General features: G+C 61.6%; 17 protein-coding genes. 4 read left to right on the top strand and 13 right to left on the bottom strand.

Going from position 1 to position 24,008, the window contains the following annotated elements:
- Nucleotide 1 precedes the first annotated feature (1 nt).
- The 7 genes from pstB to VGN12_09135 form a co-directional block, all read right to left on the bottom strand.
- A complete protein-coding gene (pstB, locus tag VGN12_09165) occupies nt 2–943 on the bottom strand; it encodes a phosphate ABC transporter ATP-binding protein PstB (GenBank protein HEY4309604.1) in 942 nt (313 codons plus the stop codon).
- 32 nt (nt 944–975) lie between these two features.
- Nucleotides 976–2,754: a phosphate ABC transporter permease PstA gene (gene pstA / locus VGN12_09160; GenBank protein HEY4309603.1), complete on the bottom strand. Its 1,779-nt coding sequence runs from the start codon at nt 2,752–2,754 to the stop codon at nt 976–978.
- On the bottom strand, nt 2,744–5,338 hold the full coding sequence (locus VGN12_09155) for an ABC transporter permease subunit (GenBank protein HEY4309602.1): 2,595 nt from the start codon (nt 5,336–5,338) through the stop codon (nt 2,744–2,746). Before VGN12_09155 ends, pstA begins: the two co-directional genes overlap by 11 nt.
- A 19-nt stretch (nt 5,339–5,357) precedes the next feature.
- On the bottom strand, nt 5,358–6,389 hold the full coding sequence (locus VGN12_09150; protein HEY4309601.1) for a PstS family phosphate ABC transporter substrate-binding protein: 1,032 nt from the start codon (nt 6,387–6,389) through the stop codon (nt 5,358–5,360).
- Between the two features lie 175 nt (nt 6,390–6,564).
- Complete coding sequence (locus VGN12_09145) at nt 6,565–8,334, bottom strand: ATP-binding protein (protein HEY4309600.1); 1,770 nt, start codon at nt 8,332–8,334, stop codon at nt 6,565–6,567.
- Nucleotides 8,335–8,337: 3 nt separating this feature from the next.
- Nucleotides 8,338–9,024 (bottom strand): response regulator, encoded by a 687-nt coding sequence (locus VGN12_09140; protein ID HEY4309599.1) that lies wholly within the window; start codon nt 9,022–9,024, stop codon nt 8,338–8,340.
- Nucleotides 9,025–9,291: 267 nt separating this feature from the next.
- A complete protein-coding gene (locus VGN12_09135) occupies nt 9,292–10,449 on the bottom strand; it encodes a PEP-CTERM sorting domain-containing protein (GenBank protein ID HEY4309598.1) in 1,158 nt (385 codons plus the stop codon).
- Between the two features lie 584 nt (nt 10,450–11,033).
- Here VGN12_09135 and VGN12_09130 point away from each other — a divergent pair.
- Together VGN12_09130 and VGN12_09125 are read left to right on the top strand one after the other, a co-directional pair.
- A complete protein-coding gene (locus tag VGN12_09130; GenBank protein ID HEY4309597.1) occupies nt 11,034–12,344 on the top strand; it encodes a dockerin type I domain-containing protein in 1,311 nt (436 codons plus the stop codon).
- Nucleotides 12,345–12,602: 258 nt separating this feature from the next.
- Nucleotides 12,603–13,781 (top strand): DUF1559 domain-containing protein, encoded by a 1,179-nt coding sequence (locus VGN12_09125; GenBank protein HEY4309596.1) that lies wholly within the window; start codon nt 12,603–12,605, stop codon nt 13,779–13,781.
- Between the two features lie 89 nt (nt 13,782–13,870).
- On the opposite strand, the gene VGN12_09120 is transcribed toward VGN12_09125, so the two are convergent.
- The 3 genes from VGN12_09120 to VGN12_09110 all read right to left on the bottom strand — a co-directional run bounded on the left by VGN12_09120 (nt 13,871) and on the right by VGN12_09110 (nt 16,669).
- A complete protein-coding gene (locus VGN12_09120; GenBank protein HEY4309595.1) occupies nt 13,871–15,133 on the bottom strand; it encodes a hypothetical protein in 1,263 nt (420 codons plus the stop codon).
- Nucleotides 15,134–15,139: 6 nt separating this feature from the next.
- Nucleotides 15,140–16,267, bottom strand: a complete 1,128-nt coding sequence (locus VGN12_09115; protein ID HEY4309594.1) for a hypothetical protein — start codon at nt 16,265–16,267, stop codon at nt 15,140–15,142.
- A 141-nt stretch (nt 16,268–16,408) separates the two neighbouring features.
- Nucleotides 16,409–16,669: a hypothetical protein gene (locus tag VGN12_09110; protein ID HEY4309593.1), complete on the bottom strand. Its 261-nt coding sequence runs from the start codon at nt 16,667–16,669 to the stop codon at nt 16,409–16,411.
- A 165-nt stretch (nt 16,670–16,834) separates the two neighbouring features.
- Here VGN12_09110 and VGN12_09105 point away from each other — a divergent pair, with 165 nt between their 5' ends.
- A complete protein-coding gene (locus VGN12_09105) occupies nt 16,835–17,176 on the top strand; it encodes a hypothetical protein (GenBank protein HEY4309592.1) in 342 nt (113 codons plus the stop codon).
- Nucleotides 17,177–17,255: 79 nt separating this feature from the next.
- On the opposite strand, the gene VGN12_09100 is transcribed toward VGN12_09105, so the two are convergent.
- On the bottom strand, nt 17,256–18,983 hold the full coding sequence (locus tag VGN12_09100) for a M2 family metallopeptidase (protein HEY4309591.1): 1,728 nt from the start codon (nt 18,981–18,983) through the stop codon (nt 17,256–17,258).
- A gap of 518 nt (nt 18,984–19,501) precedes the next feature.
- On the opposite strand from VGN12_09100, the gene VGN12_09095 reads away from it, so the two are divergent.
- Nucleotides 19,502–19,993, top strand: a complete 492-nt coding sequence (locus VGN12_09095) for a hypothetical protein (protein ID HEY4309590.1) — start codon at nt 19,502–19,504, stop codon at nt 19,991–19,993.
- Nucleotides 19,994–20,077: 84 nt separating this feature from the next.
- Here VGN12_09095 and VGN12_09090 read toward each other — a convergent pair whose 3' ends face one another.
- Together VGN12_09090 and VGN12_09085 are read right to left on the bottom strand one after the other, a co-directional pair.
- On the bottom strand, nt 20,078–21,718 hold the full coding sequence (locus tag VGN12_09090; protein HEY4309589.1) for a hypothetical protein: 1,641 nt from the start codon (nt 21,716–21,718) through the stop codon (nt 20,078–20,080).
- A 566-nt stretch (nt 21,719–22,284) separates the two neighbouring features.
- Nucleotides 22,285–23,847 carry a sigma-70 family RNA polymerase sigma factor gene (locus VGN12_09085; protein HEY4309588.1) on the bottom strand — a complete coding sequence of 521 codons (1,563 nt, stop codon included), beginning with the start codon at nt 23,845–23,847 and terminating at the stop codon, nt 22,285–22,287.
- Between the last annotated feature and the right edge of the window lie 161 nt (nt 23,848–24,008).

Genomic DNA, 24,008 nt, shown 5'->3' with positions numbered 1-24,008 from the left:
CTTATCCAAAGCGGCCAGTGATATAGTCCTCAGTCTCTTTTAATTGCGGCTTGGTGTAAAGGTCGCTGGTCAAGCCGTACTCGAGAACACGTCCCATGTACATGAACGCGGTGTAGTCGCTGCTGCGCGAAGCCTGCTGCATGTTGTGCGTGACGATCAGTACCGAATAGGTGCCGCGCAGTTCCTGGATCAGGTCCTCGATCTTGCCGGTGGCGATCGGATCCAACGCAGAACACGGCTCGTCCATCAACAGCACTTCGGGCTCGGCCGCGATGGCCCGCGCAATGCACAGACGCTGCTGCTGACCACCGGACAGGCTCAGCCCGCTCTCATGCAGCCGATCTTTCACTTCGTCCCACAGGGCGGCGCCGCGCAAGCTGCGCTCGCAAACTTCGTCCAGCACGCGCCGGTCGCGCTCGCCGTCGATTCGTAGCGAATAGACGACGTTTTCGTAAATGCTCATCGGGAACGGATTGGACTTTTGAAAGACCATGCCCATCCGCTTGCGTAACTCGATGACGTCCACACCGGGGCCGTAGGTCGAATCGCCGTTCAGCCGCATCTGCCCCTCGATGCGCACGCTTTCGATCAGGTCATTCAACCGGTTCACCGAACGCAGCAGCGTCGACTTGCCGCAGCCCGAGGGGCCGATCAAGGCCGTGACTTTGCCGCGCGGGATGGTCATCGATATATTGAACAGCGCCTGCTTGGGGCCGTACCACAGGCAGAAATCGTCGACCTGTAGCACCGGGTCCTGCGACGCGACTGACGGATGAATGACCGAGTCGACGCGTTCGCCGCGGGCGATAGCCGCCAAACGGCCGGCGTTCAACGGGGCGCGCTCCACAGTCGCGTTGGCCGCCGACGAGGGCGCTGCCGTGCGATCCTGCGAGACCGGCGGCGCCGCGACGCGGGCGGGATCCAAGGGTTCGGACAGTGTCACGAGATAAGCTCCGTCACGAGATAAACTCCGGCTCAAGCCTGATTGGCTCCGAATCGTTTGCGTAAGCGATTTCGCAGGCGAACGGCCGTGATGTTCAATACCGCGATAATGGCAATCAGCAACAGGGCCGTGGTGAAGACCATCGGACGCGCCGCTTCGCTATTCTGACTATGGAAACCGAGATCATACAGGTGGAAACCCAAGTGCATGAAACTGCGTGGGGGATGCACGAACGGAAAAATGCCGTCGATCGGTAATTCCGGGGCTGACTTCATCGCGCCGACCAACATCAGTGGCGCCACTTCGCCGGCTCCCCGAGCAATCGCCAGTATCATGCCGGTCATTACACCGGGCAAGGCGCGCGGCAGCACGATTCGCCAGATGGTCTGCCATTTGCTAGCGCCGCACGCGTACGAACCTTCACGCATCGAGCCCGGCACCGCCGCCAACGCTTCTTCGGTCGTCACAATGACGACCGGCAAAGTCAGCAGGGCCAGCGTCAACGAGGCCCACAGAATTCCGCCCGTGCCAAAGGTAGGCGTGTTTTCCGCCAGTTGCGTGGTGAAGAAAAGCTGATCGACTTGCACGCCCACGGCGTAGCAGAAAAACCCAAGGCCGAAGACGCCGAACACGATGCTCGGTACACCGGCCAGGTTGTTGATCGCAATTCTCAGAATGCTGACCAGCGGCCCCTTGCGGGCATACTCGCGCATGTAGAGCGCAGCCAACACGCCAAACGGAACGACCGCGATCGACATGATCAGCGTCATCGCCACGGTGCCCCAGATCGCGGGGAAGACGCCCCCTTCGCTATTGGCCTCGCGCGGTTCGTCGGAGAGAAATTCCCACCAGCGAGCAAGATAGACGCCCAGTTTGCCGAACCAACCCATGCGGTTGGGGGCGTAAGCTCGCACGATTTGTTCGAGTGGTATTAGCTTCTCTTGCCCGTCGACCGTCGTCAGTCGCATCTGATAGCGCGCGTTCTCGGCGTCCAGCGCCGCGATCTCGGCGGTGATGCGGGCGTTCTCGGCCTCTTCGCGGTCGGCCAGGTGCGTTTGTTCTTCGAGCGCGGCTGCATGCTGCGGCGAATCTGCGCCATGCTCCAACTTCGCAGCCAGCACCGCCAATCGCGCGGCATTCTTGCGCCGGTTGACGGCACCAAGCTCGTGCTTGGCCAGCCGCACGCGGGAGCGCCAACGCTCGCGCACGGCCGGATGCAGTGCATGAAAACTATCCCAAACCTCGGCCGAGCCCGACGCCACGGCCTGGCCGTCGACGAGCAAGGCCTGCGGCACGCCAAAGAATCGGCCCCAGGAAAGGCGTTCGAGCGTGACAGCCCACTTCGGCGCGGACTCGTCGACGATCAATGCTTCGTCGATCCATTGAAAATGCTTGGCGGTCAGATCGTAGTTGCCGGTCCGCACCAGCCGGCGAGCGGCATTGCCGTGATTCGCTTCGATCGCGGCGCGAATGCGCGCGGCATCCTCGGCCGGGCGTTCGGCGAGCAGTTGCTCGCCAGGGCGGTACGTCTCGCGCCGGGTTTCTTCGCCCAGCAACTTTTGTCCGACGGCGGTGTGCAATTCAACCAGCGGCTGCGGCCAGAAGGTCGACAGTCCGCGCACCAAGACCAGCACCAACAGACCGACAATCATGGCCAGTGCCACGGCCAGTGCTCCGCCGGTGAGCCAAATCATCGGCTCGCCGTTGGCCAGTACGGTGCTGCCCGATCGGCCACGACGAGGCCGTGCGAGCGACGCGTGCCCAGGACTGGCCGGGCGCTGTGCTTCGGGCGTTGCCAGGTTAGAGCTCATAGGCCCTCCGGCGAAAGCGCAGGCGGACGGCTTCGGCGATCGTGTTGACGATAAACGTAATCACGAACAAGGCCAACGCCGCCACGAACAGTGTGCGATAGTGGGCGCTGCCTTGCACGGCCTCGGGCAGCTCGGTGGCGATGCTGGCCGAGAGAGTTTGAAACCCGTTGAAAATGTTCCAATCAAGGATCGGTGTATTGCCGGCGGCCATCAACACGATCATGGTTTCGCCCACGGCGCGGCCCAGGCCGATCATAACCGCGGAGAACAGCCCGCTCATGGCGGTGGGAATGATCACACGGATCGCGGTTTGCCACGGCGTGGCGCCGGCGCCCAACGAAGCCGATCGCAAATGGCCGGGGACCGTCGACAGCGCGTCATCGGCAATTGTGTAGATCAAAGGAATGATGGCAAAGCCCATCACAAAGCCGACGACCAGTGCGTTGCGCTGCACGTACGTGCTAAGGACCAGTCCGCGCGGATCGATCAGCAACGAGTCGAGCAGCAGCCCCACGGCCGCGGCGCCGGCCACGGTGACCAACACCGCGGCGAAGAATTTGCCAAGCTCCAGCACGGCGCGCGACGCACGGCTGGCCCCGCGCAGCCGTTTTCGCAATAGTGGATTGACCCGCCGCGAAATGACCAGCGCGGTCACCATGGCCGACAGCGGCAATAACAACACGATCCATCCGCCGACGCCACTACCGGTCTGACCGTCGAGCCAAGAACGCAGATCGCCGTCGAAGAGGATTCGCTCGACAAGCGGGCCTACAACGGCGGAAGCGACCACGCCGACCGGAAGCGTCGCGCAGATGAAGGCGAATCGCCAGCGTGCGAGTAGCAATCCGACTCGCGCCGGCAAAAGTTGCCACAGATGCGCCGCCAACAGATAGGTAAAGGGGACAACCGCCACGCCGGCTAGCACCGCCGGAAAGACCTTCTCGACATAAGGGGCCACGACCAGCGCCGCCACGAAACCCAACACCACGCTGGGCAGGCTGGCCATCATTTCGATCGCCGGCTTGATGCGAGATTTGACGCGTGGGTGCAGAAACTCACTGCTGTAAATCGCGGACAACAGCGCGAGCGGAACCGCGAAGAGCAGCGAATAAACCGTGGCCTTGATCGTGCCGAACACGAGCGGCCCCATGCCCAGCTTGGGCTCGAAATCATCGCCACCTCCGGTCGATTGCCAGACATGGCGGGGTGCGTCATAGCCTTCGTACCACACGGCACCGAACAAGGTGCGCAGCGACACCTCGGGAAATCCGGTCGAGAGCGGCCACTGCCACGCGGCATTGCCTTCAAGTCCAATCAGGGCGTCCCCCTTGGGAGAGAACGTGACCAGCCGCAGTGGCACATCGTCGCTTGTCGCCGCCTCGATCAGGCAGCGGTCGCTCGTCGACTGGAAGACTCGGAAACTGCCATCCTGATAACCGGCGGCGATTAACCGCGTTCGTAACGAAGTGGCCAGCGAAGTGACGGCTGTCTTCTTTCCGGTCGACATTTCATGCGCAGCGATCAAGATGGCACCGTCGACCGTACGCGCTTCGGCGGAACGCGCGGGAAACCACGCACAGATATAGCCCAGCGAATCGCCGACCACTAGCGTTGTTTTTCCCGGCAGGAAGGAGAGCGAGGTGATCGACTGATCCGGCTCGACGAGCAGGTCAACCTGTTCGGCCAGCCGCGGCTGGTTGAGATCGCGAATGTCGTAACGCAGCAGAACCCCGTCACCCCAGATCAGGTACAGGTTATCTGCCTGGCCGGAAACCAGCAGATGCTTCGGCGGTCCGTGATCGGCGGGGGCCGTGTACGGCACGTTCACGTTGAAGTTCTGCGAATCGATCGTCTCGCGCAATAACGTCTGCCGGCGACGCGTGCCGTGCAATGTGAGTTGCCCGTCGGCGGCAAAAACGCCCGACACTCGTCCCGTCGGCCGCGAGGAGGAATCGACGCATACCACAGCGGCCGTGCCAGCCGGGACGATTGGGTCCGCCACGGTCGCGCGCATCGTTTGCAATCGCAGCTGTCCTTGTTTGGTCCGCGAAAGCAGCCCATGGTCATGCACCGTCGTCTTACCAGCGGGCAACTCGGCAATATCGGCCGGCAAATCGGCGACCGCGGGAAACGTTGTCAGAAAGCCCAGCTTGACGGTGCGGACCGAGCCGTCGGCGAAGCCGCACACCGCCTCGCGCCCGCCGATGCCGAACGTCCAGGCGGTGGGAGGTTGCTCGGGAAAGAGGGGTTTCTCGTCAATGACTTCGCCGGTATCCAAGCGAAACGTGCTGACGACTCCTTCGGCGGACATGGCCCACCCCAGGACGCGATATTCATCGACCTCGACATGAATGGCCGCAGCCACCGCCGGCGCAAGGTCGACCTTTTTCGGCTCTCCGACGCTGGCCGGCAGGAACAGCGGAACGACGACCCACACCAGGAAAAGACAAACCGTCGAGACGGCCACTACGGTGCCGATACCGCCGACCGCGATCAGACCGCGCGCAATGCGATCGACGATTTGCACACTACGCCGCGTGCGACGGTTTCTTCGTCGGCCAGTAAATGATTTCGTTTCAGTCATTTGTCGGCGCCGGCCGCGGTCATTCTTCTTTGATTCCCACGCTGGCCAGTGCCTTCGCGGCAATGTCCGCCGAGACCGGATAGTAACCATCCTTCACAACGTCGCTCTGCCCGGCGGCACTGTAGATGTAGCGAATCACTTCCCGGCGCAGCGGATCCAATTGGCTGCCGGGCTGATAGTTCACCGCGACCCACAGGAAGCGCGCCAGCGGATATTCCCCCGTCAAAGCGTATTGCGGGCGCGGCGGGACGGCTGGCGAATGATCGTCGACTGCCAGCGGCACGGCACGCACGCCGGCAGTGGCGAAACCGATCCCGCTGTAGCCAATCGCATACGCATCGCCCGCCACGGACTGCACGACCGACGAACTGCCGGGAAGCTCGATGACCGATTCGCGGTAGTCGCCCCCGAACAGGGCGTTTTCCTTGAAGTAGGCGTACGTCCCTGACGCGGCATTGCGCCCATAAAGGCTGATCGCGCGATTTTTCCATTCGCCAGTAAGCCCCAGATCTCCCCAGACCCGGATCGGACGACGATAGCCCCCTTTGCGATGCTGCGAATACATCGCGTCGATCTGCGCAAGCGTCAATCGTTCAATGGGGTTGTCGCGATGCACATAAACGGCCAGCATGTCGATGGCCGTGGGCAGGAGGATTGGCTTGTAACCATATTTCGCGTCGAAGGCTTCAACCTCGCTCGATTTCATGTCACGGCTCATCGGACCGAACGTGGCCGTGCCTGCGATCAAAGCCGGCGGAGCGGTCGACGAGCCTTTGCCCTCGATCTCAGCGCGAACGTTGGGATAGTACTGCTTGAAGCCCTCGGACCAGAGGGTCATCAGGTTGTTCATCGTGTCCGAGCCAACGCTCTTGACCGATCCCGAAACGCTCGACACCCGCTGGTAAACGGGCAATTGCGGATCGACCAAACCCGGCTTGTCGTCGGTTTTGGTCGCCGAAACTTCGACGGCGCGCGCCGCGGAACTGACAAGGAGCAGCGAGACGATCGCCAGCGCCGATAGGGGGAGCGGCAGGTTTAGCATTGCGGGCATGGGGTCGGTCTCGGGCCTGACGACCGGGCGCAGATAGGGCGCGATTGCAGGGCGGGCGCACAGCATCTTAGGGGGCAATTGTTAGGATTTGGTTAGCGAATGGGAAAATCGCCCGGGCTTTTCGCCAGGTAATCAGCCCGGCCAAGGGGCGCACACCCACCAGTCGGCAAGTAGGTTACGACGTCGTGGTGGCCGCCTCGCGTGGGATGCGCGCCAACGGCAAATGAATGCGAAACACGCTCCCCACCCCGGGAGTGCTGTCCACGGTGATCCGCCCCTGATGTGCCTGCACAATATGCTTGACGATCGCCAAGCCAAGGCCGGTACCGCCGAGCTTCCGGCTGCGTGCCTTGTCGACGCGGTAGAACCGCTCGAAGAGCCGCGGCAGGTGCTCGTCGTCGATTCCGCAACCACGGTCGCTGACCGCGATCGTCACCTCGGCATCCCGTTGCACTGCCGTGATCAAAACTTCCGAGCCAGGCTCGCTGTACTTGAGCGCGTTGTCCAGCAGGTTCGTGACCGCCTGCTCCAGCAGTGGGGCGTTGATCTGGGCCAGCAGCGTGTCGTCACATTCGACGCGTACCTGGATTTCGCGCTGCGCCGCCTTGCTCTGGCAGTCGTGCAACACGGCTTGCAGCATGTCCTTGATGGCGACTTCCTCGACCTTCAGGTCCGCGGAACGTTCGCTTTGCTCGATCTTCGACAGCGCCAGTAGATCCTCGATGATCGCGTTCAAGCGATCAGCTTGCGTGGCGACGATGCGCAAGAAACGCTCCGCATCGTGGGGATCGGAAAGCGCCCCGTCGAGCAGCGTCTCGACAAACCCTTTGATCGACGTGATTGGCGTCTTCAGTTCGTGCGAGACGTTGGCGACGAAATCGCGGCGAATGGTTTCCAGGCGGCGGAAATGCGTCACGTCGCTCATCACGATCACCGCGCCGATTTCATCACGATTGTGCGGATCGCGCAGCGAAGTCCCCCGGATCTGCAGCACCCGGTCAGGGTCGCCGTGCAACACGACGTCGTCCTCGACCGACTTGTTGCTGGCCAAAACCCGGTCGGCGAACCGGCGCAGGTCGGGATTGCGCACCACTTCGTGCAGATTTCGCCCGAGCGGATTAGTCAGGGTATTGCCCACCAACTCGGCAGCCGCTTCGTTGAGCGTGATCACGCGCTGCTGGGCGTCGATGGCGAGCACCCCTTCGACCATGCTGGAAAGCACGGCCTGCTGTTCGCTGGTTTGCCGCACGATCGTCTGCAGCCGCTCTTGCAGTTGCGAGGCCATCTGATTCAAGGCGCCGGCCAGCCCGGTCATTTCTTCGGAATCGCCGGCCGCGAGCTTGTAGGCCAGGTCACCGCGCGCGAATCGCTCGGCCACTTCGCGGATTTCCTCGAAGGGCCGGCTCACCTGCCTCGCGACGAACAAGCAGAAGCTTGCCGCGCAGATCGTGATTAGCAGGCCGGCGCCGACCAAAGTGATCTGCAGCCGGCGCGTGGCCTGTTGCACCACGGCTTGCGGAACCCAGCCGATAATCGTTCCCAGTTCGCGACCGTCGCGAACGACCGGAAGACGAACGACCAGATCCTTTTCGCCCGTCCGCGGCGCGACCGCGGCAGGCACGATCTGCGGCGCGGCATTGGTCGATTCTTCGCCGCCGGATTGAACCACGGTCGCGCCCGCGGGGGACACGATCGCCAGGTTGGCATGCGTTTGCGAAGCGACTGCGTCGCACAGCGGTCGCAGCCGGTCAGCATCCTGGCTGCTAATTTCCGAGCCCGCCTGCCGCTCGACCAATTGAGTAGCTAGTTGCAAGCGGCTATCGAGTTGCGACTCGTAAGATTTTTCGAGCAGGTACGCCGCGTACCAGCCGACCGAGACCAGCGACGTCACCGCTACCAGCACGTACGACGGATAGAGTTGCCACAGCAGCCGCTTGCGGGCCATCCTCTACCCCTTGAAGCGATATCCGATGCCGCGCACGGTCTCGATGTAATCGCCGAATTCGCCCATTTTCTTGCGCAGGCCTGCGACCTGCACATCCACCGAGCGCTCGGTGACCGGATAGTCCTCTCCCTTGACCGCATCCACGATCTGGCTGCGCGTGAAGGCCCAACCCGGCTTGCGCGCCAGGAAATGCAGCAGACGAAATTCGGTGAAGGTCAAATCGATCGGCTTGCCAGCCAGCAAGACTTCGTGCCAACCCGGATGAATGACCAGTTCGTGGACCGTGACCGCGGCTTCGTCGTCCGAAGATTCTTTTGTGCGGCGACGCAATAGCGCCTTGACCCGCGCCACCAGCACGCGCGGACTGAAGGGCTTGGTGACGTAATCCTCGGCGCCTAGCTCCAGGCCCGTCACGACATCGGTCTCTTCGCTTTTGGCCGTGAGCATCAACACGGGAATGTGTTGCGTGCGCGGATCCGCCTTCAAGCGGCGACAGACTTCCAGGCCGTCGACCGTTGGCAGCAACAAGTCGAGCAGAATCAAGTCAGGCATATCGCGGCGCGCGGCGGCTAGCGCCTCTTCGCCCGAAGAGACGCAGACAACGCGGAAGCCTTCCTTGTTCAGGTTGTAGCTGACAAGTTCGAGAAGGTCCTGCTCGTCGTCGACAACAAGCACTCGTTCACGTGACATCGTGATACTCATGGATTGGCGTCCTGTGGTCCAGGGCATCATGCGTAGCATGGGAATGTTAGGATTCGGTTAGGGTGGTGTTTGATTCGCGTGTTTGCTAGCTGCATGACGAGCTGCCACGGTCGGACTGGCGGTCATTGTAGTCCAGTTGCTAGCGAGCGTTCAATCGTCCCTGCGGGGGTCGAGCAACGAAGCGAGGAAAAAAAGATACCCCTGCAGGAAAGGCCTGCAGGGGTATCTACCGAATTCACAAAGTTTTCGCTGACCTTACACCGACGCACGCGAGCGACGGCGGCGAGCGATCAAGGCCACGCCCAGGCCGATAGCGCCCAAGGCCAGGGTGCTCGGCTCCGGCACGGCGTGCGGAGCGAAGTCGATGCCGCGGAACGCTTCGTTCGTGCCGAGCGCGACGATCAAGTTCGCCGTGCCGTTGATCGTGGCGTTGTAGCCCGAGGTGTCGACCAAGCTGACGATGCCTTGGCTGGTCCCGCCTTGGCGGGTCGCGTACAACTGCACGCCATTGGCGGTGACCGAGCCGGTGAGGCCGCGGTAAGCGTCGGTCGCGCTGCCGATCACGCCACTTGCCACCCACGTACCCGAGACCAGCGAGAACTTCTCGATGCCCACGCCATCGTCAGCCACGTAAGCGGTATCGGGGCCCGAGCTGCTGGGGTTGAGCTGAGCCAGGAACATGCCGTAAGGGCTGGCCGACGCGGCTTCGAGCGAGAACGACGTGCCACTCGTGGTGGGCAGGCCCGTACCGACGGCATTGACTCCCTTGTTCGAGCCCGAGCCAGACGTCGCATAGAGCTGCGCGGTCGGACCGTAGATCTCGACAACGCGGGTGTTCGTGACCACGGTGCTCAACGAAGTTCCAGCGCCGCTGGACCCGAACGTCGTATAAGTGACGCCGCCCGGAGTGCCGGCACCTGCGACCCAGATGTCCTTGCCATTGGTGGTGATCGCGCTGCGAATGTTGTTGCCGCTGTAAGCGGTCAACGAGGTCGTGGTATCGACGTTACCGCTGGCGTCGATGCGGCCCACAACACGTACCGTGGCCGAGCCGCCGGTGGTGCTGGTGCTGGCGACGCTGGCCGTGCCGACGTTCGCATCGTAGCCGGTCAGCGTGAGGTATTGTCCGTCGGTGGAGAGGTTCAGATATCCATCCGAGGTGGCGCTGCCGCTGTCGGTCAAGCGGAGGTCCGAGCCGTTGACGGCAGTCGGCATGGCAATGCTCTGCACGAGCGTGCCGGAGGGAGTGTATTCATCGACAAAGACGGCGGCGGCGGCACTCGTCAGAGTACCCGACCCATTCCCGATGCGCTCGACGACCAAGTCGCCGGCGGAAAAGGGCGCGGCTTGCGCGACCAAAGGCAGAAGACCGAAAATCGCACTCCCGGCAAGCTTCGTGAACTGAAAACGCATTGGCAAACTCCTCAAGGTAAGAGAATTCAAAAGCGGCAAAATAGCGCTACGAACAGGCAAAAAAAGAACGATGAAAGCGCAAACGCAGGGCGCAAAGCACAAATAAAACGGTGCGGCCCGGCTGCGCAATCAATAGCGACGCAAAAGAAGGCTCAGACGAATTAGAGTTCGTTGGCTAGCGTCACCAGTACCGAAAGAGATTTCGAGGCGGCCGTCTCACGCTGCGTCGCGAGAAAGACTCGCAACGCGAACGACGGCTCACACGACATGGCGGAAAGATAGCGGGCGATTATTCAGCCTGCATGAGCGTCAAGTGAGAAACAGATGAATATTCCTGGCGCGGATTCAAGGCCCCTCATTCATCGATCGAGAGCAACGCCCAGCGGTTATCTCGTGCGAATCTAATGATCCGCTAACACGTTTCTAGCGCAAGGCCGGTAGAGTGCGGCCTCGTTCATCGGGGGGAGGTCCTTCGCGCTGAAGGGCTATCTAGTTCGCACTCTCGTTCGCTTGGCGTGCCTAAACCATTGGCTCGCCAGCGGTTTGCTTCGGAACACACGTGGGGTCATTGGAAAGGCTTTGAAATGCAAAGAAGCGCAATCGGTCTGGTTCTTGGTTTCGGTCTATTGTTGTCGGCCGCGCGGGTCGCGATTGCCGATGACACCGACGCGTTGATTCTGAATCAGGGAAACGCCGTCAGCGGCGGCAAGTACCTGCAACCAGGCAAAACCGACGCGGTATTCGGACGCGTTGAGGGAAATGGTCAGAACTGGATGCAATTGCTCGTCACCAAGACGGATCCCGGAAAAAATACAATCGATCTGCAGGGCTACCAAGTCGATTGGTCATACAACAAGGACGCCGCAGACTACGGCAGCGGTACGATCACCTTCAGCAATGACCCGGCTTGGGGCAGTGTTCCGCTGGGAACCGCGATCACAATCAACGAGGCTCAATCAGCCTGGTATCTGATCAACACCCCCGACTCGACCACGAATCCCAACGGCGACCTGCCTGGACAAGGGGGCATGCAGCGCGACGGCGATATCGACGGGCTGGGAGTGCAGCACGGAACGCCCTACAGCGGTGATCCCAGCGTGGAGAAGCTGCTCAATTTCGCCTCCAACACGGCCTGGAATCCGTACGCGCCGGCCACCGGCAACATGCAACCCGGCCCGAATTGGAACATCAACGTCTGGGCCGGCCAGCAAAGCAACGGCGCCTTCCAATACTTCAGCTACAGCGGAAGCGTGACCTCCGGCGGCGTGACGTCGGCCGTGGGAACCGAAGCCGGTGGGCTGTTCACGGTCAATAATGACAATTGGCAATACACCATCAAAGACAGCCTGGGCAACGTGATCGCCGGACCGGTGGGCGAAGCCGTGGCAGGCTGGACCGCCGGCGGCGTTAGCTCGCAAGAGATGGTCAAGCTCGAGGCGTTTCCGACCGGCACCGGAGCGACGCTGTCCGATTATCAGAACGTTTCGATCGCTAACTACGCAGACGGTTCGAGCAGCAGCTACGGAGGACCAACCGTCTGGACCGCTCCCAGCGGCACGGCGGTGCAGGACCTCGGCCCGCTACGCGATTGGTTCAACGACATCAAGGCGGGAGACGTCAACCTGGATGGCATCGTCAACGGCCAGGACCTGGCCACGATTTCGTCCAACTGGTTGAGGACCGGAGGAAGCCTGATGAGCGGCGACGCCAATGGCGATGGCATCGTCAACGGGCAGGATCTGGCGCTACTCTCGTCGAATTGGTTGAAAACCGGCGGAGCTCCGGGCAGCGGCGCCGGCGCTTCGGTCGCTTCGGTACCCGAACCGGCATCCTGCCTGCTGTGTGCGATCGGCATGGTGCTGGGTCTGTGGGGCGTACGTCGTCGGGCCGCGTAATTTACCACGCCCGCACAGTCAGTGGTCGGTCTCTTCGCGGCACGTATTTATTTTCGTGCAGGGAGAGTGCCGCTCATCATGCGCTCACAATACCCCGCTATCGTGTCGCGTTATCGAAACGTTGAACATCGAGTGCCAGCCAATGCGGCTGGTGAAAGCTCGGCACAGAACGCTGGGCACAGTGGCCGGATGGCCGCGGGCTTTTTTTGAATAGGTTCGCGCCGCATGGGCGGGATGCCGAGCTTTAGGAGATACAGGATGCCAGGTCATTGGAAATGGCCCGCCGCGAAGAACGGTCAGCGCACGGTCGCCGGTGAACTTGCGCATCGGCTCGCGGGCGATCATTCGCGCAGACCGGGGTTTACCCTGGTCGAACTATTGGTCGTGATCGCGATCATCGGCATTCTGATCGCGATGGTGCTGCCGGCAGTGCAAATGGCGCGCGAAGCGGCCCGCCGCGCGCAATGCGTGAACAACCTAAAGCAGATTACGCTCGCCCTGCTCAGCCACCACGACGTCATGCAATCCTTTCCACCAGGATTGCCGCATTGCTCGCCCTATTCCGGATACACGCCCAAGGGCTACATGGGGCTGTGGATGACCGGCGGCACGCAAACCGGGACGTATTGCCAAGGACCGAACTGGCTGTCGAACATCATGCCGCAAATCGAACAGAGTACGATGAACGACAAGCTGATGGGATGCTTGGCCAATGAATGCAGCGCCCCGGACGATTGCGATCGCGACAAAACCGGTGAGCCATATCGCGATTTCGGCGATTTGATCTTCCCATTCATGCTCTGCCCCAGCGCCGAATTCATCCAGACCGAAGTCAATGCCTGGAACATTGAGGATCTCGACAAGGGGAACTACGCGGCGAATTTCGGCGCCGGCACTTACTTGGCCTACGATTCGAAGACCGGCCGCCCTGACCCGACGAAGGCCGGTGCGTTTGGCGTCATCATTCCCAGCGGCACGCCCAATTATCTCCAGCAGTCGTCGAATTCGCCGATCCTGAAGGGGACCTGGAAGGCCGGCTGGGGGCAAGGAACGCGCATCGCCGAGATTTCCGATGGCACAAGCAACACGTTGTTCATCAGCGAACTGCTCGGCTACGACGACCCAAGCGACGGTCGCGGCACTTGGGCCTGGGGCGCCATGGGAAGTTCGACCTTTACCGCGCTCTATCAGCCTAACTCCACCACCAACGATACCGTCCCCGCCTGTAGCAGCGCAATTCCGGCGGGCGATCCGCGGCACTGCAATCAAAACCAGAAGGACGGCAACGTCTGGGCCTCGGCTCGCAGTATGCACACCTCGGGCGTCAACGCCTCGATGGGGGACGGCTCGGTGAAGTTCTTCACCAACACGATTGACCTCGCCGTCTGGCAGGCCTTGGCCACTCGAGCCAACGGCGATATCGCCGTCGTGCCCTAGTTCGAGCAAGTTTGCTGCTCGGCGAATCACCCGCTGCGGCCAATCGCGGATTTGGCTGTTAAAGCACTCCGCGACTCGAGCCGCGCGAGCTACTTCGCTAACGGTTCACGTTGCGAAAACGCGCCAGGCCCCAAAAGGCAGCCCGGCGAACCAGCGGCCAACTGCCTGAGAATCGCCGTCGCTTGTCGCTCGTAACCGCGCGGATCGAGCGCGACCGCGTTCTGCAAATGCTCGATCGCCAGCGCAGGCCGACCGCCGCTGTGGTGATGGCGGCCCAGCTGAAAGTGAAAATGCGCCGCGGCCTCGGGCAGTTCGCCCAAGCCCAACTCGTACGTTTGCACGGCCACGGCCGGCTCCCCCTGCTCACGCGCATTAAAGGCAATGCCATCTAGCGCCTGCACCAGCCCGGCCGTTCGTTCCTGCGAAGCGGGGGCCGATCGCAGCAGGCTTGCGGCCGTTTCGTACGACGCGCTGCTCTCTTGCCACCGGTTCTGCTGCTGCAAAACGGCGGCCAACAATAACGCCGCATCGGCCCGCGCTGACGCCAGCGGTGCGACCAGCGCCCCGGCTTGATCTGTCCGATCGAGCATCGCCAAGGCGCGGGCGTAATCGATTGCGTGCTGCTCATCGAGTCGCGCGACATCAACGCCGGCCAAGCGTTGCTCGAGACCGGCAATCGTCTTCGCGAGCTTACGCTCGAGGGCAGCCGGCAGGGCTCCTCGCACCGGCTGATCGCTTCCAACGGCGCGCAATCGAGAAATGATGCGCAGCGCCGCGACCAGTTGCTGACGTTCAAGCGCCTCACTGGCCAGCGTCGTCTGCCGCCGGCAAAGGTCTTCGGCGTACACACCGGGCAACGCAATGGCGATTATTACCGCGAGCAACGCCCAGACGGCGAAGGAGCGCCTCGACAGTGGGCTATCGTCGCGTTCGCGCGTGCCCGTCAGTCCGGCTTCAATCGCCAGACACCACGGCAGTTCGAGCGCTATGCACAAGAACGATCGAAGGAACGCGCGGGGCCAGAATCCCGCGGCCAGCCCATCGAGCAAAGCCGCCAGTCCGGGCAAGATCATCGTGATCCCAGCAGCGATCGCCACACTTGCCAAGCAATACACGACTACCATACCGCCACGACGGCGCAAGTGCAGACGGTTGTAAAGTTGCCGCGCGAGTAAGGCACACAGCGGCAGCGCGAGCACTCCCTGCACGATCTCAACGCGCTGCCAACCGAACAGCGACGGCGGGCGGGCATCGCCAGCGCCGATCGCGACACTGGCAGCCGCGACCGTGGCCAGATAGGCCAGCGGCCGAGCGAGCGTATGCAATCTCGGGTTGTGTGCGTCGGTCGACATAGGCAGTTAACGTTCCGCCGTGGCCAGTGCCGGTTCTACCGCGGCCGGTGCGACTGTTTGACTGTGCGGGTCGGCGGGCCCTGACCGATCGGCTTTACCCCGAGGAAGCTCGACGTCGAGAGCCTGCGCCGTTTGCGGTGTGCGCAGTTTCCAGATCAATCCGTCGTAGGCGTAGTGCAGGCCGGCGGCCCACAGGTTGATGCCCAGCCAGAATTCATGAACGAACGTGTCGGCCCACCGCGCGAGCAAACCAAACAGCACGACATAACTGGCCAGGATCATCGCCCACGATCGCGCCATCGAACTGAACAGGCCGCGCGTGCCTTGCTCGCGACGGCGCTGGGCATAATGCGTCACCACGGCCATATACTCGATGGCATGAAACGCGGCCGCAGCCGCCGTTAGCGACAGAACCAAGGTCGTCCCGCCCAGCGACACCGCGGCCAACAACGACATGTATAATGTCGCCACGCTCACCAGGTAGGCGACCTTGCCCGGCCGGCGCTGCGGCGCATGGACGAGTTCGATCGTTAAGAGCAGTAGCGTCGGAATCGTGACGGCGACGTCGAGCGCCGTCAGGCCGAACTGCGCTGACGGCCAGCCCTCGCTCCAACCGGTCGACCAGCCAGCCAATCGCAGGCTCGTGTAGCAGACCAGCGTCCGCAGAGCCCAGGTTTCGAGCCGCGGATGCCCCCATTCGGTTTTGCGCGCGTACATGCGCAAGATGCCGGCGTGCTGCGCAGCAAAGTGCCACGAGTTCCACAAGTAGTCGACCAGGAACAGGCACAGAAACCCGCCGGTGGTCAGCCTTACCGTGCAAACGGCCACGGCCATAACGACGGCGATCGCCAGAAACAGCCCACGGCGTCCGGCGCGCCGGTCCGGATCGGTCGCCACCAAGAATAATGTGATCCAGCGGTGGGGCGTGGTCAGAAAATAGATCTGCCAGAACTCGATGTGGGGCGTCCGCTCCGTGCTGAGAAAGCCCGGCAACAGGGCGGCCAACCACCAGGCGTTGGCCAGGAACAAGAGATCGAACGCAGGCGAAACGATCCACGTCGAGCGCGGCGCGCGGGCCGCCTTGCTGTCGTGGATTTCCCGTCCTGGGTGCGAGATTGTCGTAGTTCCGGCCATCGCGCGCGTGGGGAGAAAACGCCCGAAAGAAGCACTGTAGCAAACAGCCGAAGCCCCGCAGCCCCGGCATAAGCCAAGCAGCCTAGCAGGGAATTGTGAGGAAACGATGAGCGGGTGCGCCCATCGTTCCCGGTAAATGCCTTAATCCTGCGGCGGCGGCGCGCAGCGACGGTCAGCAGGCGGCGAGCACCGGCGCGTGACGATATCCGCGACGAAGTGGGCGGCCGTAATCGTCAGCCAGATCCAAAGCAACAGGATAATGGCAAACACCGTGACGACAGACGAGACCGAAATCTCGGCAACGAACGGCTTCGAGTTATCAGCGAAAATCACGGCACCAACGAGTGGCCACGCACACGTCACGACCGCAGCACCGGCGATTACGACAAATAAGCGGCGCATCCCAAATCGAATCCATCGGCGACCAATGGAAGGCATCATGCGAGTAGTCATGGCGCTATTTTAACTCGATCACCGGTAACTTGGCAGCACAGCTGTTCTAACGCGTTCCGCTCCCAGGTATCAATTCCGGCAGCCTGTGCATGGTGCGGCGAGTAAAATGAAGACATGGTGACGACGCGCCCCGCCCACCGACGCTGGTATCAGTTCGGACTTGGGACGATGTTCATCGTTTTGACGACCGTCGCCATATTCTTTGGCTACCATATGAATTGGATTCGGCAGCGGCATGACGCGATTCAAAGCTGCGCGTATCACTTAGTGCCCGCTGAAGCTCCTGGAGTCCTATGGCTTTTCGGAGAGCAGGGATACAGCGACATCTGGATTGAAACCAAAAACAAAGATCCCTCTCCAACCGAAGAGCGGCGAGAATCAGAACGTGTCGCTCGCCTGTTTCCTGAGGCAAAGAATATTGTTGTGACGTATTGGGAATACGGCGTTCACCGATAGCTGGGCGCGATGATCAATATTTCCTTGACCCATTCAGCTCGGCCTGAGCACGGGCAAAATCAATTGCCTGCAGCACCCGCTACTTCCCGCCAAACTCCGCCGCGAAGGCTTTTGGATTCAGCTCTTCGCCGGTGGCGTGCTCTGTCAGCTCGTTCCAGCTCAGGCTGCGGCCGGGGGCGAAGACGCGCGTTCGCATGAATTCGCCCACCTGCTTGTTGTCCGTGTAGAAAGCCCGGGCCGGGTTGTCGGACTTCAGCACTTCGCGGGCGATCGTGCTGTGTACCTGGCAGGCGAACAACTGCCCCATCATGTAGTTGTGATAGTAGGCCGGAGCCGACACGACGTGGATCTTGCTGGCAAAGTCCGGCGCGTTGCGGCCGGCCGGGCGCTTCAGCAGTTGATACTTCTCGACCAGATCCCACCACAACTTGTTCAGATCCTGCTGCGGATCGGCGTACATCCCCTTCTCGAAGCGCAACATCACCTGGCACCAGCGCGAGAAGATCAGTAGCTGGTTGCGGCGCATCTTCATGCCGGTCTCGGTGTACTTGGCCGGGTCAGAAACGGCAACGCCCATCTTGGCCAGCCAATCACCGTTCTTCGAGAACCGCTCGAACATCATGGCCACCCCTTCGGTACACAGGATGTGCGCTTCGCTCCGCAGTACGTAGGGCATCGATTGCGGGATGTTCTTGCTGCTATAGACCGAATGTCCCAGCTCGTGCAGCATCGTCCCCATCCAGTACTCATTGGGAACGATGTTGGCCAGTACACGCACGTCCCCCTCGCGATCGATGTCGATGCAAAAGGCGTGTGGGCTTTTGCCGGGCTTCTCGTACAAGTCGCTGCGCTCGATCACGTCCTCGATCGGCAGGCCAATGCCCGCGTAGAAGTCGCGGCACAACTTCAAAATGTCGGCCGACGCGAACGGCGAATCGAGGCTGACCTTGAAGATGGCTGGGCTTTCCTGGAAGAACGGATCGTGATAGTGCCAGGGGCGCAGCTCGTCGACGTCGATGCCGTAGTTCAGCGATAAGGCCGTGTCGATCTCGCGCTTGGCCGCGGCAAACGGCTCGCGCGTGAGGTTGTCGAGATTGTCGAACAGCTTCAGGACTTCCTCCTGGCTCTGCTCGTTCAACGAGAGTTGCATGATGTGATAATCTTTGAAGCCGAGCTTTCGCGCGGCCTCATTCCGCAAGAGCACCAGCTGCTTGAGATCGCCTTCGACGGTGCTGCCAACCTGCTTGCTGGCCTCCCAGACGCGCCGCCGCTCGGCGGAATCTTTGGAATCTTTGAGGGTTTTGCGGACCTCGCTATCGACGAGCTGTCGATCACCCACCTCGGCGCGAAAGACGTTGAACGCCTTTTCAATTTCGTTGGCCGTGGCGGTGATCCGCTTGAGCAGCTCGGGATCGACCTGCTTTTCCAGATACGCCAGGTACAGGATGTCGATCTGTCGCTTTACGAGCGGATCGGCAATCTTCGTAGCCTTGGCGGCTTTCAACTCGGCAAAGCGATCGGCGTTCGCGAGCGCCGCATCGAGCTTGTTCTGCGCCTCGACCTTGGCGGCGAAATCCTCGTCCCGGCCCGTCGTATTGGCGGTCCACCACGCCCGGCCTACGGCGATCTCGATCGGCCGAATCTCACGCTCGTGGTAGGCGATAAAGCGGGCCGCCAGGTCATTGCCGGCTGTCGTCGGTTCCGCGGCGCGGGCCGAAGTGGTCGATGTCATAACCGTGGTTCCCGAGAGCTGAAGGAGAATCGCCGCGCCAAACAGCAGCGGTCGTAGATGTCGATGGATTTTCATGACGTTATTGTCGCTCGAAGGAGGAATTTGCCCGACGTTCCGCGCGTCGCAACCAAGCTTACCTTACGCGACAGCCGTTCGATTTCAACCCACGATCGCTAGCAGGCTGGGTGCATGTCGCCCTCTTCCGTAGCTGGCCTCTGCAAGGCCGGGGTCTTGAGCGCAGGCCGATCATGCATTCGCGGGCCGCCGGCGCCAAAGACCGGGCTCACAGAGCCCGGCTACAGAAACGAGATGCCGCAACCATGCACCTAGAGTGAACACCCTAATTTGATCGATGCTGGCACGGCGAATAACGGAACCGCAAGAGGCGTCGCTGTCGGAAATGTAACGGCACCCTGGCGGCCGCGCGATCCGTAGGAACTCTTAGTTAGCAGAGTGGTGTGCCAGAATCCACGCAACGCCGTCGACGCTGGGCACGCTGCTCATTTCGACACAGGGTGTGCGGCGCGGGAACGCCTTGAAAACGCGCTCTCCCGCGTAGTCGGTCGACGGCATAACTGAGGAGGGAGCAAGTCATGAGGAAGTCGATTACAGGAAGTTTCGCGGCGGCCCTGATTCTGTCGACACTCGCGCCGATGGCATCGTTTGCCCAGAACACGGGTGCGCCCGCCAGTGGCCCTCCGGCCGCGGCCACACAGCCCACCACGGTGCAGTCGGGGACCGGCAAGGTCACGAAGCAAGGCATGATGGGAAACCGTGCCATGATGCAACGCAACGGGCGCGGGAATCACCGTCATTTCCATCGTGGGAATTACGGGCGTCTTCAGACCAATAACAACAAGGTATGGCGCACCGGCACGATGACGAATCCCCCCATCGCGCCCAAGCACGCCGGGAAGAGCGGCAAGGGATCGTTCAAGGGAACCCCAACCAGCACGACGAAGACAGGCGCCGTGCAGAAATCATCGGGTCGGCATCATGGGACAACCACGGCACGGCATGTCGCAAAGCACTCGAGCGGTTCCAAGAGTAATGCCAAGGTGACTCACGTCAGCCACCGGCGCTAACGCTCCCACCTCTGTGCCGGTAGTGCCCTCGTGCGAGCCCACCAGGAGCTCGCCCGAGGGCCGTTTTGTTGTCACGACCCGGTATCAATATTCCGACGATTGCAGCTTCACGTCGGCGGCGGACCAGGCCTTCTCGAATTGCTGCTGAACGTCATCGGCCTGTGAGGATTTTTGCGCCCGCAGACTGGCCGCCAGGCCAAACAGCGAATGGCCGTTCGCGGGGTGCTCCTTTAGATCGGCGCGATAAACGGCCTCGGCCTCTTTCACGCGGCCGGCCTGCAACAGAACCGCACCCAGAGTTTGTCGCACGGGATAGAACCAGGGGGGCGGCTCGTCGTATTGCAGGGCGTCTTGCGCGTCGACGGCCTTGGTGAGTCGCGCGACGGCGTCGTCCGGCTTGCCTTGCGCGGCGGATAACTTGCCCGCCACGATATCCGTGGCGATCCCGACCAGGTTTACCATTGAGTGCCGGCCGGCCAGGCGATCGGACGGAATCGTCCCTTGCACTTCTTCGAGTTGCTGCAATTCTTTCTGGGCCGCATCGAGCTGCTTCTTTTCGATCAAAGCCAGACCGCGCGCGTAATGCCGCATGGCCCTGGCGTACAGAAAATCGGCCGCAGGCTCCGGCAGTTGCAACACATCGTCCCACATACCGAAGCGCACCAGCGTGAATAGTCGGGTGGGGATGAAGCCTTCGATCACCGGCATCTGGCGCACCAGATCGTCGGTCACTAGCACCGCCAGGTCGTCGGCCGCGGCCAATGCCTCGGCACGCCGGCCCGACACGCACAGCGACGACCACAGGAAATGGATGTTGTGCGGATAGTACATCATGGGGTAAACGCCCTCGGGCTTGCATTTGGCGATGTAAGCCCGATCGGCGGCGACGGCGCGGCGATTGTTTTCGGCCGCATCCGCGTAGCGTCCCAGCCGCAGGTAAATATGCGCCGGCATGTGGACCATGTGCCCCGCGGCGGGCATCAGGCCGGGCAAGCGTTCGGCGCTGGGCAAGCCGCGTTCGGGGTAAGGCGAGGCCTCGATGGCGTGAATGTAGAAGTGATTCGCGCCGGGATGATTGGGACTTTTTTCAAGCACGTGTTCCAGCGCAGCCACGATTTCTTCGGTGCCAGGTTGCGGCTTTGCGTCGTGCGTCCACAGTTCCCACGGGCGCAAATCCATCAGCGCCTCGGCGTAGAGAGTCGCGGCGTCCATATCGGCCGGATATTTCTTCGACAACTCACGCATGGCGTCGGCATAATCGCGATTCAGCTCCTCGCGATCGGCCGTCTCGGGCGTGGGAGAGTATCGTTTGGCAAGTGCGGCGATGTAATCCTGCTCGGCCGGCGTGGCCTGCTTCGCATAGCGCTGCGCTTTCTCTAGCGCGGCGAAGGCCTCTTTGTCCCGCTCTGGTTCGGCGGGCAAGTTGTAATTCGGGCCCAGGGCGTACGCGATGCCCCACTGGGCCATGGCACAGCGCGGGTCGACGTCCTCGATCGCGCGGAAAGCGCGGATCGCCTCGCTATGGTTAAAGGCGTAGATCAAACGCAGCCCCTGGTCGAAGAATCGCTGCGATTGCGGCGCCGCGGTCGTGATTTCGTGGTGATGGTCGCCGAGCCCTTCGATCACGACGAATTTCTGTTGATCGGCCGTGTGCTGTGCGACGGCCGTGCCGGCAAACAGCAGCAGGGCCAGCAAGCCCGTGGTAACAAATTGTTGATGGCGCATGAGAATTCCTCCCCCACATCACGAATCGCGCAAGCCGAAGGCGGAAAGAGCTGCCCCCCGGAAAAATACAATGTGTGATCCGAAAGGGTGCGTCAAGCGGGCGAGGGACGTTTACCTCGGGCAGGCCGAGCGCAAACCAGCCCAATAAGTCGCGCGAAAAAGAAAGCCATCAGGCCGCTCTCGCAAGCGGCCTGATGGCGGCGCGGGGGACATAAGCGGTATATCGAACGAGGAAGTCAACGATGCTGAGCCGAGGTGCCGTCTCGAAGTGCCTTCCTCAATGGTGCTTGATGGAAAGCCCTGTCCTCATCGATTGTCCGCAGTGTCCAGAGGGATCGAGGGTGAACGACTCCTCAAGACACTGCGGACTATAGCCCCACGAGGTGTGGATACTATCAGCGGCGTGTGAGATTTTCGTGAAGATCGCCAGGATCGAGCGCCTTCGAAACAGCGACTTTCGGCCTCCAGGCGCAAAAAAAAGCCGGACGGGAGACCCCGTCCGGCTTGAAGTTGCCGTTTGTTACCAACTGCCGAGAGCGGCAGCAGGCATGCTAATCAAGGAACCCCTAATCAAGAAAACCCGACAGTTCCTGGCTGCGGCTGGGTTGCTGCAGCTTGCGGACCGCCTTGGCCTCGATCTGGCGAATGCGTTCACGGGTCACTTTGAAGATGTGACCGACCTCTTCCAGAGTGTAGCTGTAGCCGTCCCCCAGGCCGTAGCGAAGCTTGATGATCTCACGTTCGCGATAGCTGAGGGTCTTCAAAACCTTGTTGATGCGGCCGCGCAACATCTCCTGGGCAGCACCAATCGCGGGGCTTTCGACGCCCGAGTCCGGCAGCAGATCGCCAAAGTGGCTGTCTTCGCTGTTGCCCACCGGACGATCGAGGCTGATCGGATAACGGCTCATCGCCATGACGCGACGTGCCTCATCCACAGCGGTACCGGCCGCCTTGGCGGTTTCCTCGATCGTCGGCTCACGGCCGAGCTCTTGCAGCAATTGCCGCGAGACATTCCGCACCTTGGACATGGTCTCGACCATGTGGACCGGGATGCGAATCGTACGGCTCTGATCAGCTACGGCACGCGTGATCGCCTGGCGAATCCACCACGTGGCGTACGTGCAGAACTTGAAACCGCGGCGATACTCGAACTTATCGACAGCACGCATCAGGCCGGCGTTCCCTTCCTGAATCAGGTCCAGGAAGCTGAGCCCGCGATTACGGTACTTCTTGGCGATTGAGACGACCAATCGCAGGTTGCCTTCGGACAAGCCGCGCTTGGCCCGCTGGTACTGCGTGTAGACCGCCTTCAAGTAAGTAACGCGGCGACGCAGGCTGGTCGGCGTTTCTTGCGTGGCCCGCAAGATCGAGCGGAAGTCGTCGACGATTTGCTGCCGCTCGGCCGGGGTGGCGCGAGACTTACGACTGGCCTCGATCTGCGCCTTGAGCTCATCGGCGCGACGGCTGAACTCTTCCAAGGTCTTGATGCTGGACTCGATGCGCTGCGTGCGCAAACCCAACTCTTCGACCAGGCGTACAGCCCGCAAACGACGACGGCCAAGCCGGCGCCACGCATCGCGTCGCTCGCTCATGCGAAGCGACTTCTTCGTGGCCAGGCGATAATCGCGCTTGTTGCGGCTGAGCAGAGTCTCGACCGTCTTCAAGTTGTGCGGAAAACGCCCGAGAATCTGTTCTTTTTCCAAACGGTCGGTGACCGACACCTGCACGGTGCGATCGAACGGCAGCTCGCCCAGGTAAACGCGCTTCAACACCTTTACGGCGTACTGAATGACGTAATCGCACTCGAGCAGCTTGCGGCGAAACCGAGCGCGTGTGATCTCGATTTCCTTCGCCAACGCGATTTCCTGTTGGCGCGTCAGCAGCGGGATCTCGCCCATCTGCGTCAGATACATCCGAACCGGGTCATCCGACCACGACTCGTGATCTTCGCCTACCGCCAGCAAAAGATCTTCGGCCTTTGGTTCGCCTTCATCATCCGTATCCAACTCGCACGCGACGTCATCGGTCACGTCGTCGTCGGTGTCCACGGTCTTATCGGCAAGCTCAACGGCGTCTTCCGTGTTGGGCGTGCGGTCATCCTCCAGGTCGTCCAACAGTGCGTCGTACAATGCCAATGCAACAACTCCTACAACGTGAGGTCGGGTGGTGGGTGCTCAGGACAAAGGACAATGCCTGGCCATTACCCTAGGGGCGCGGTTGGTGTCGCGGGGCGCAAATAAAGCGCGCGCCGGCTACGGAAGCTACGACGTCTATGATGCGGCACAACCCT

The sequence above is a fragment of the Pirellulales bacterium genome, from assembly GCA_036499395.1.
Lineage (GTDB): Bacteria > Planctomycetota > Planctomycetia > Pirellulales > JACPPG01 > JACPPG01.
The sequence above is the reverse complement of the archived record's forward strand: the minus strand, read 5'-3'. Positions and strand labels throughout refer to the sequence as shown.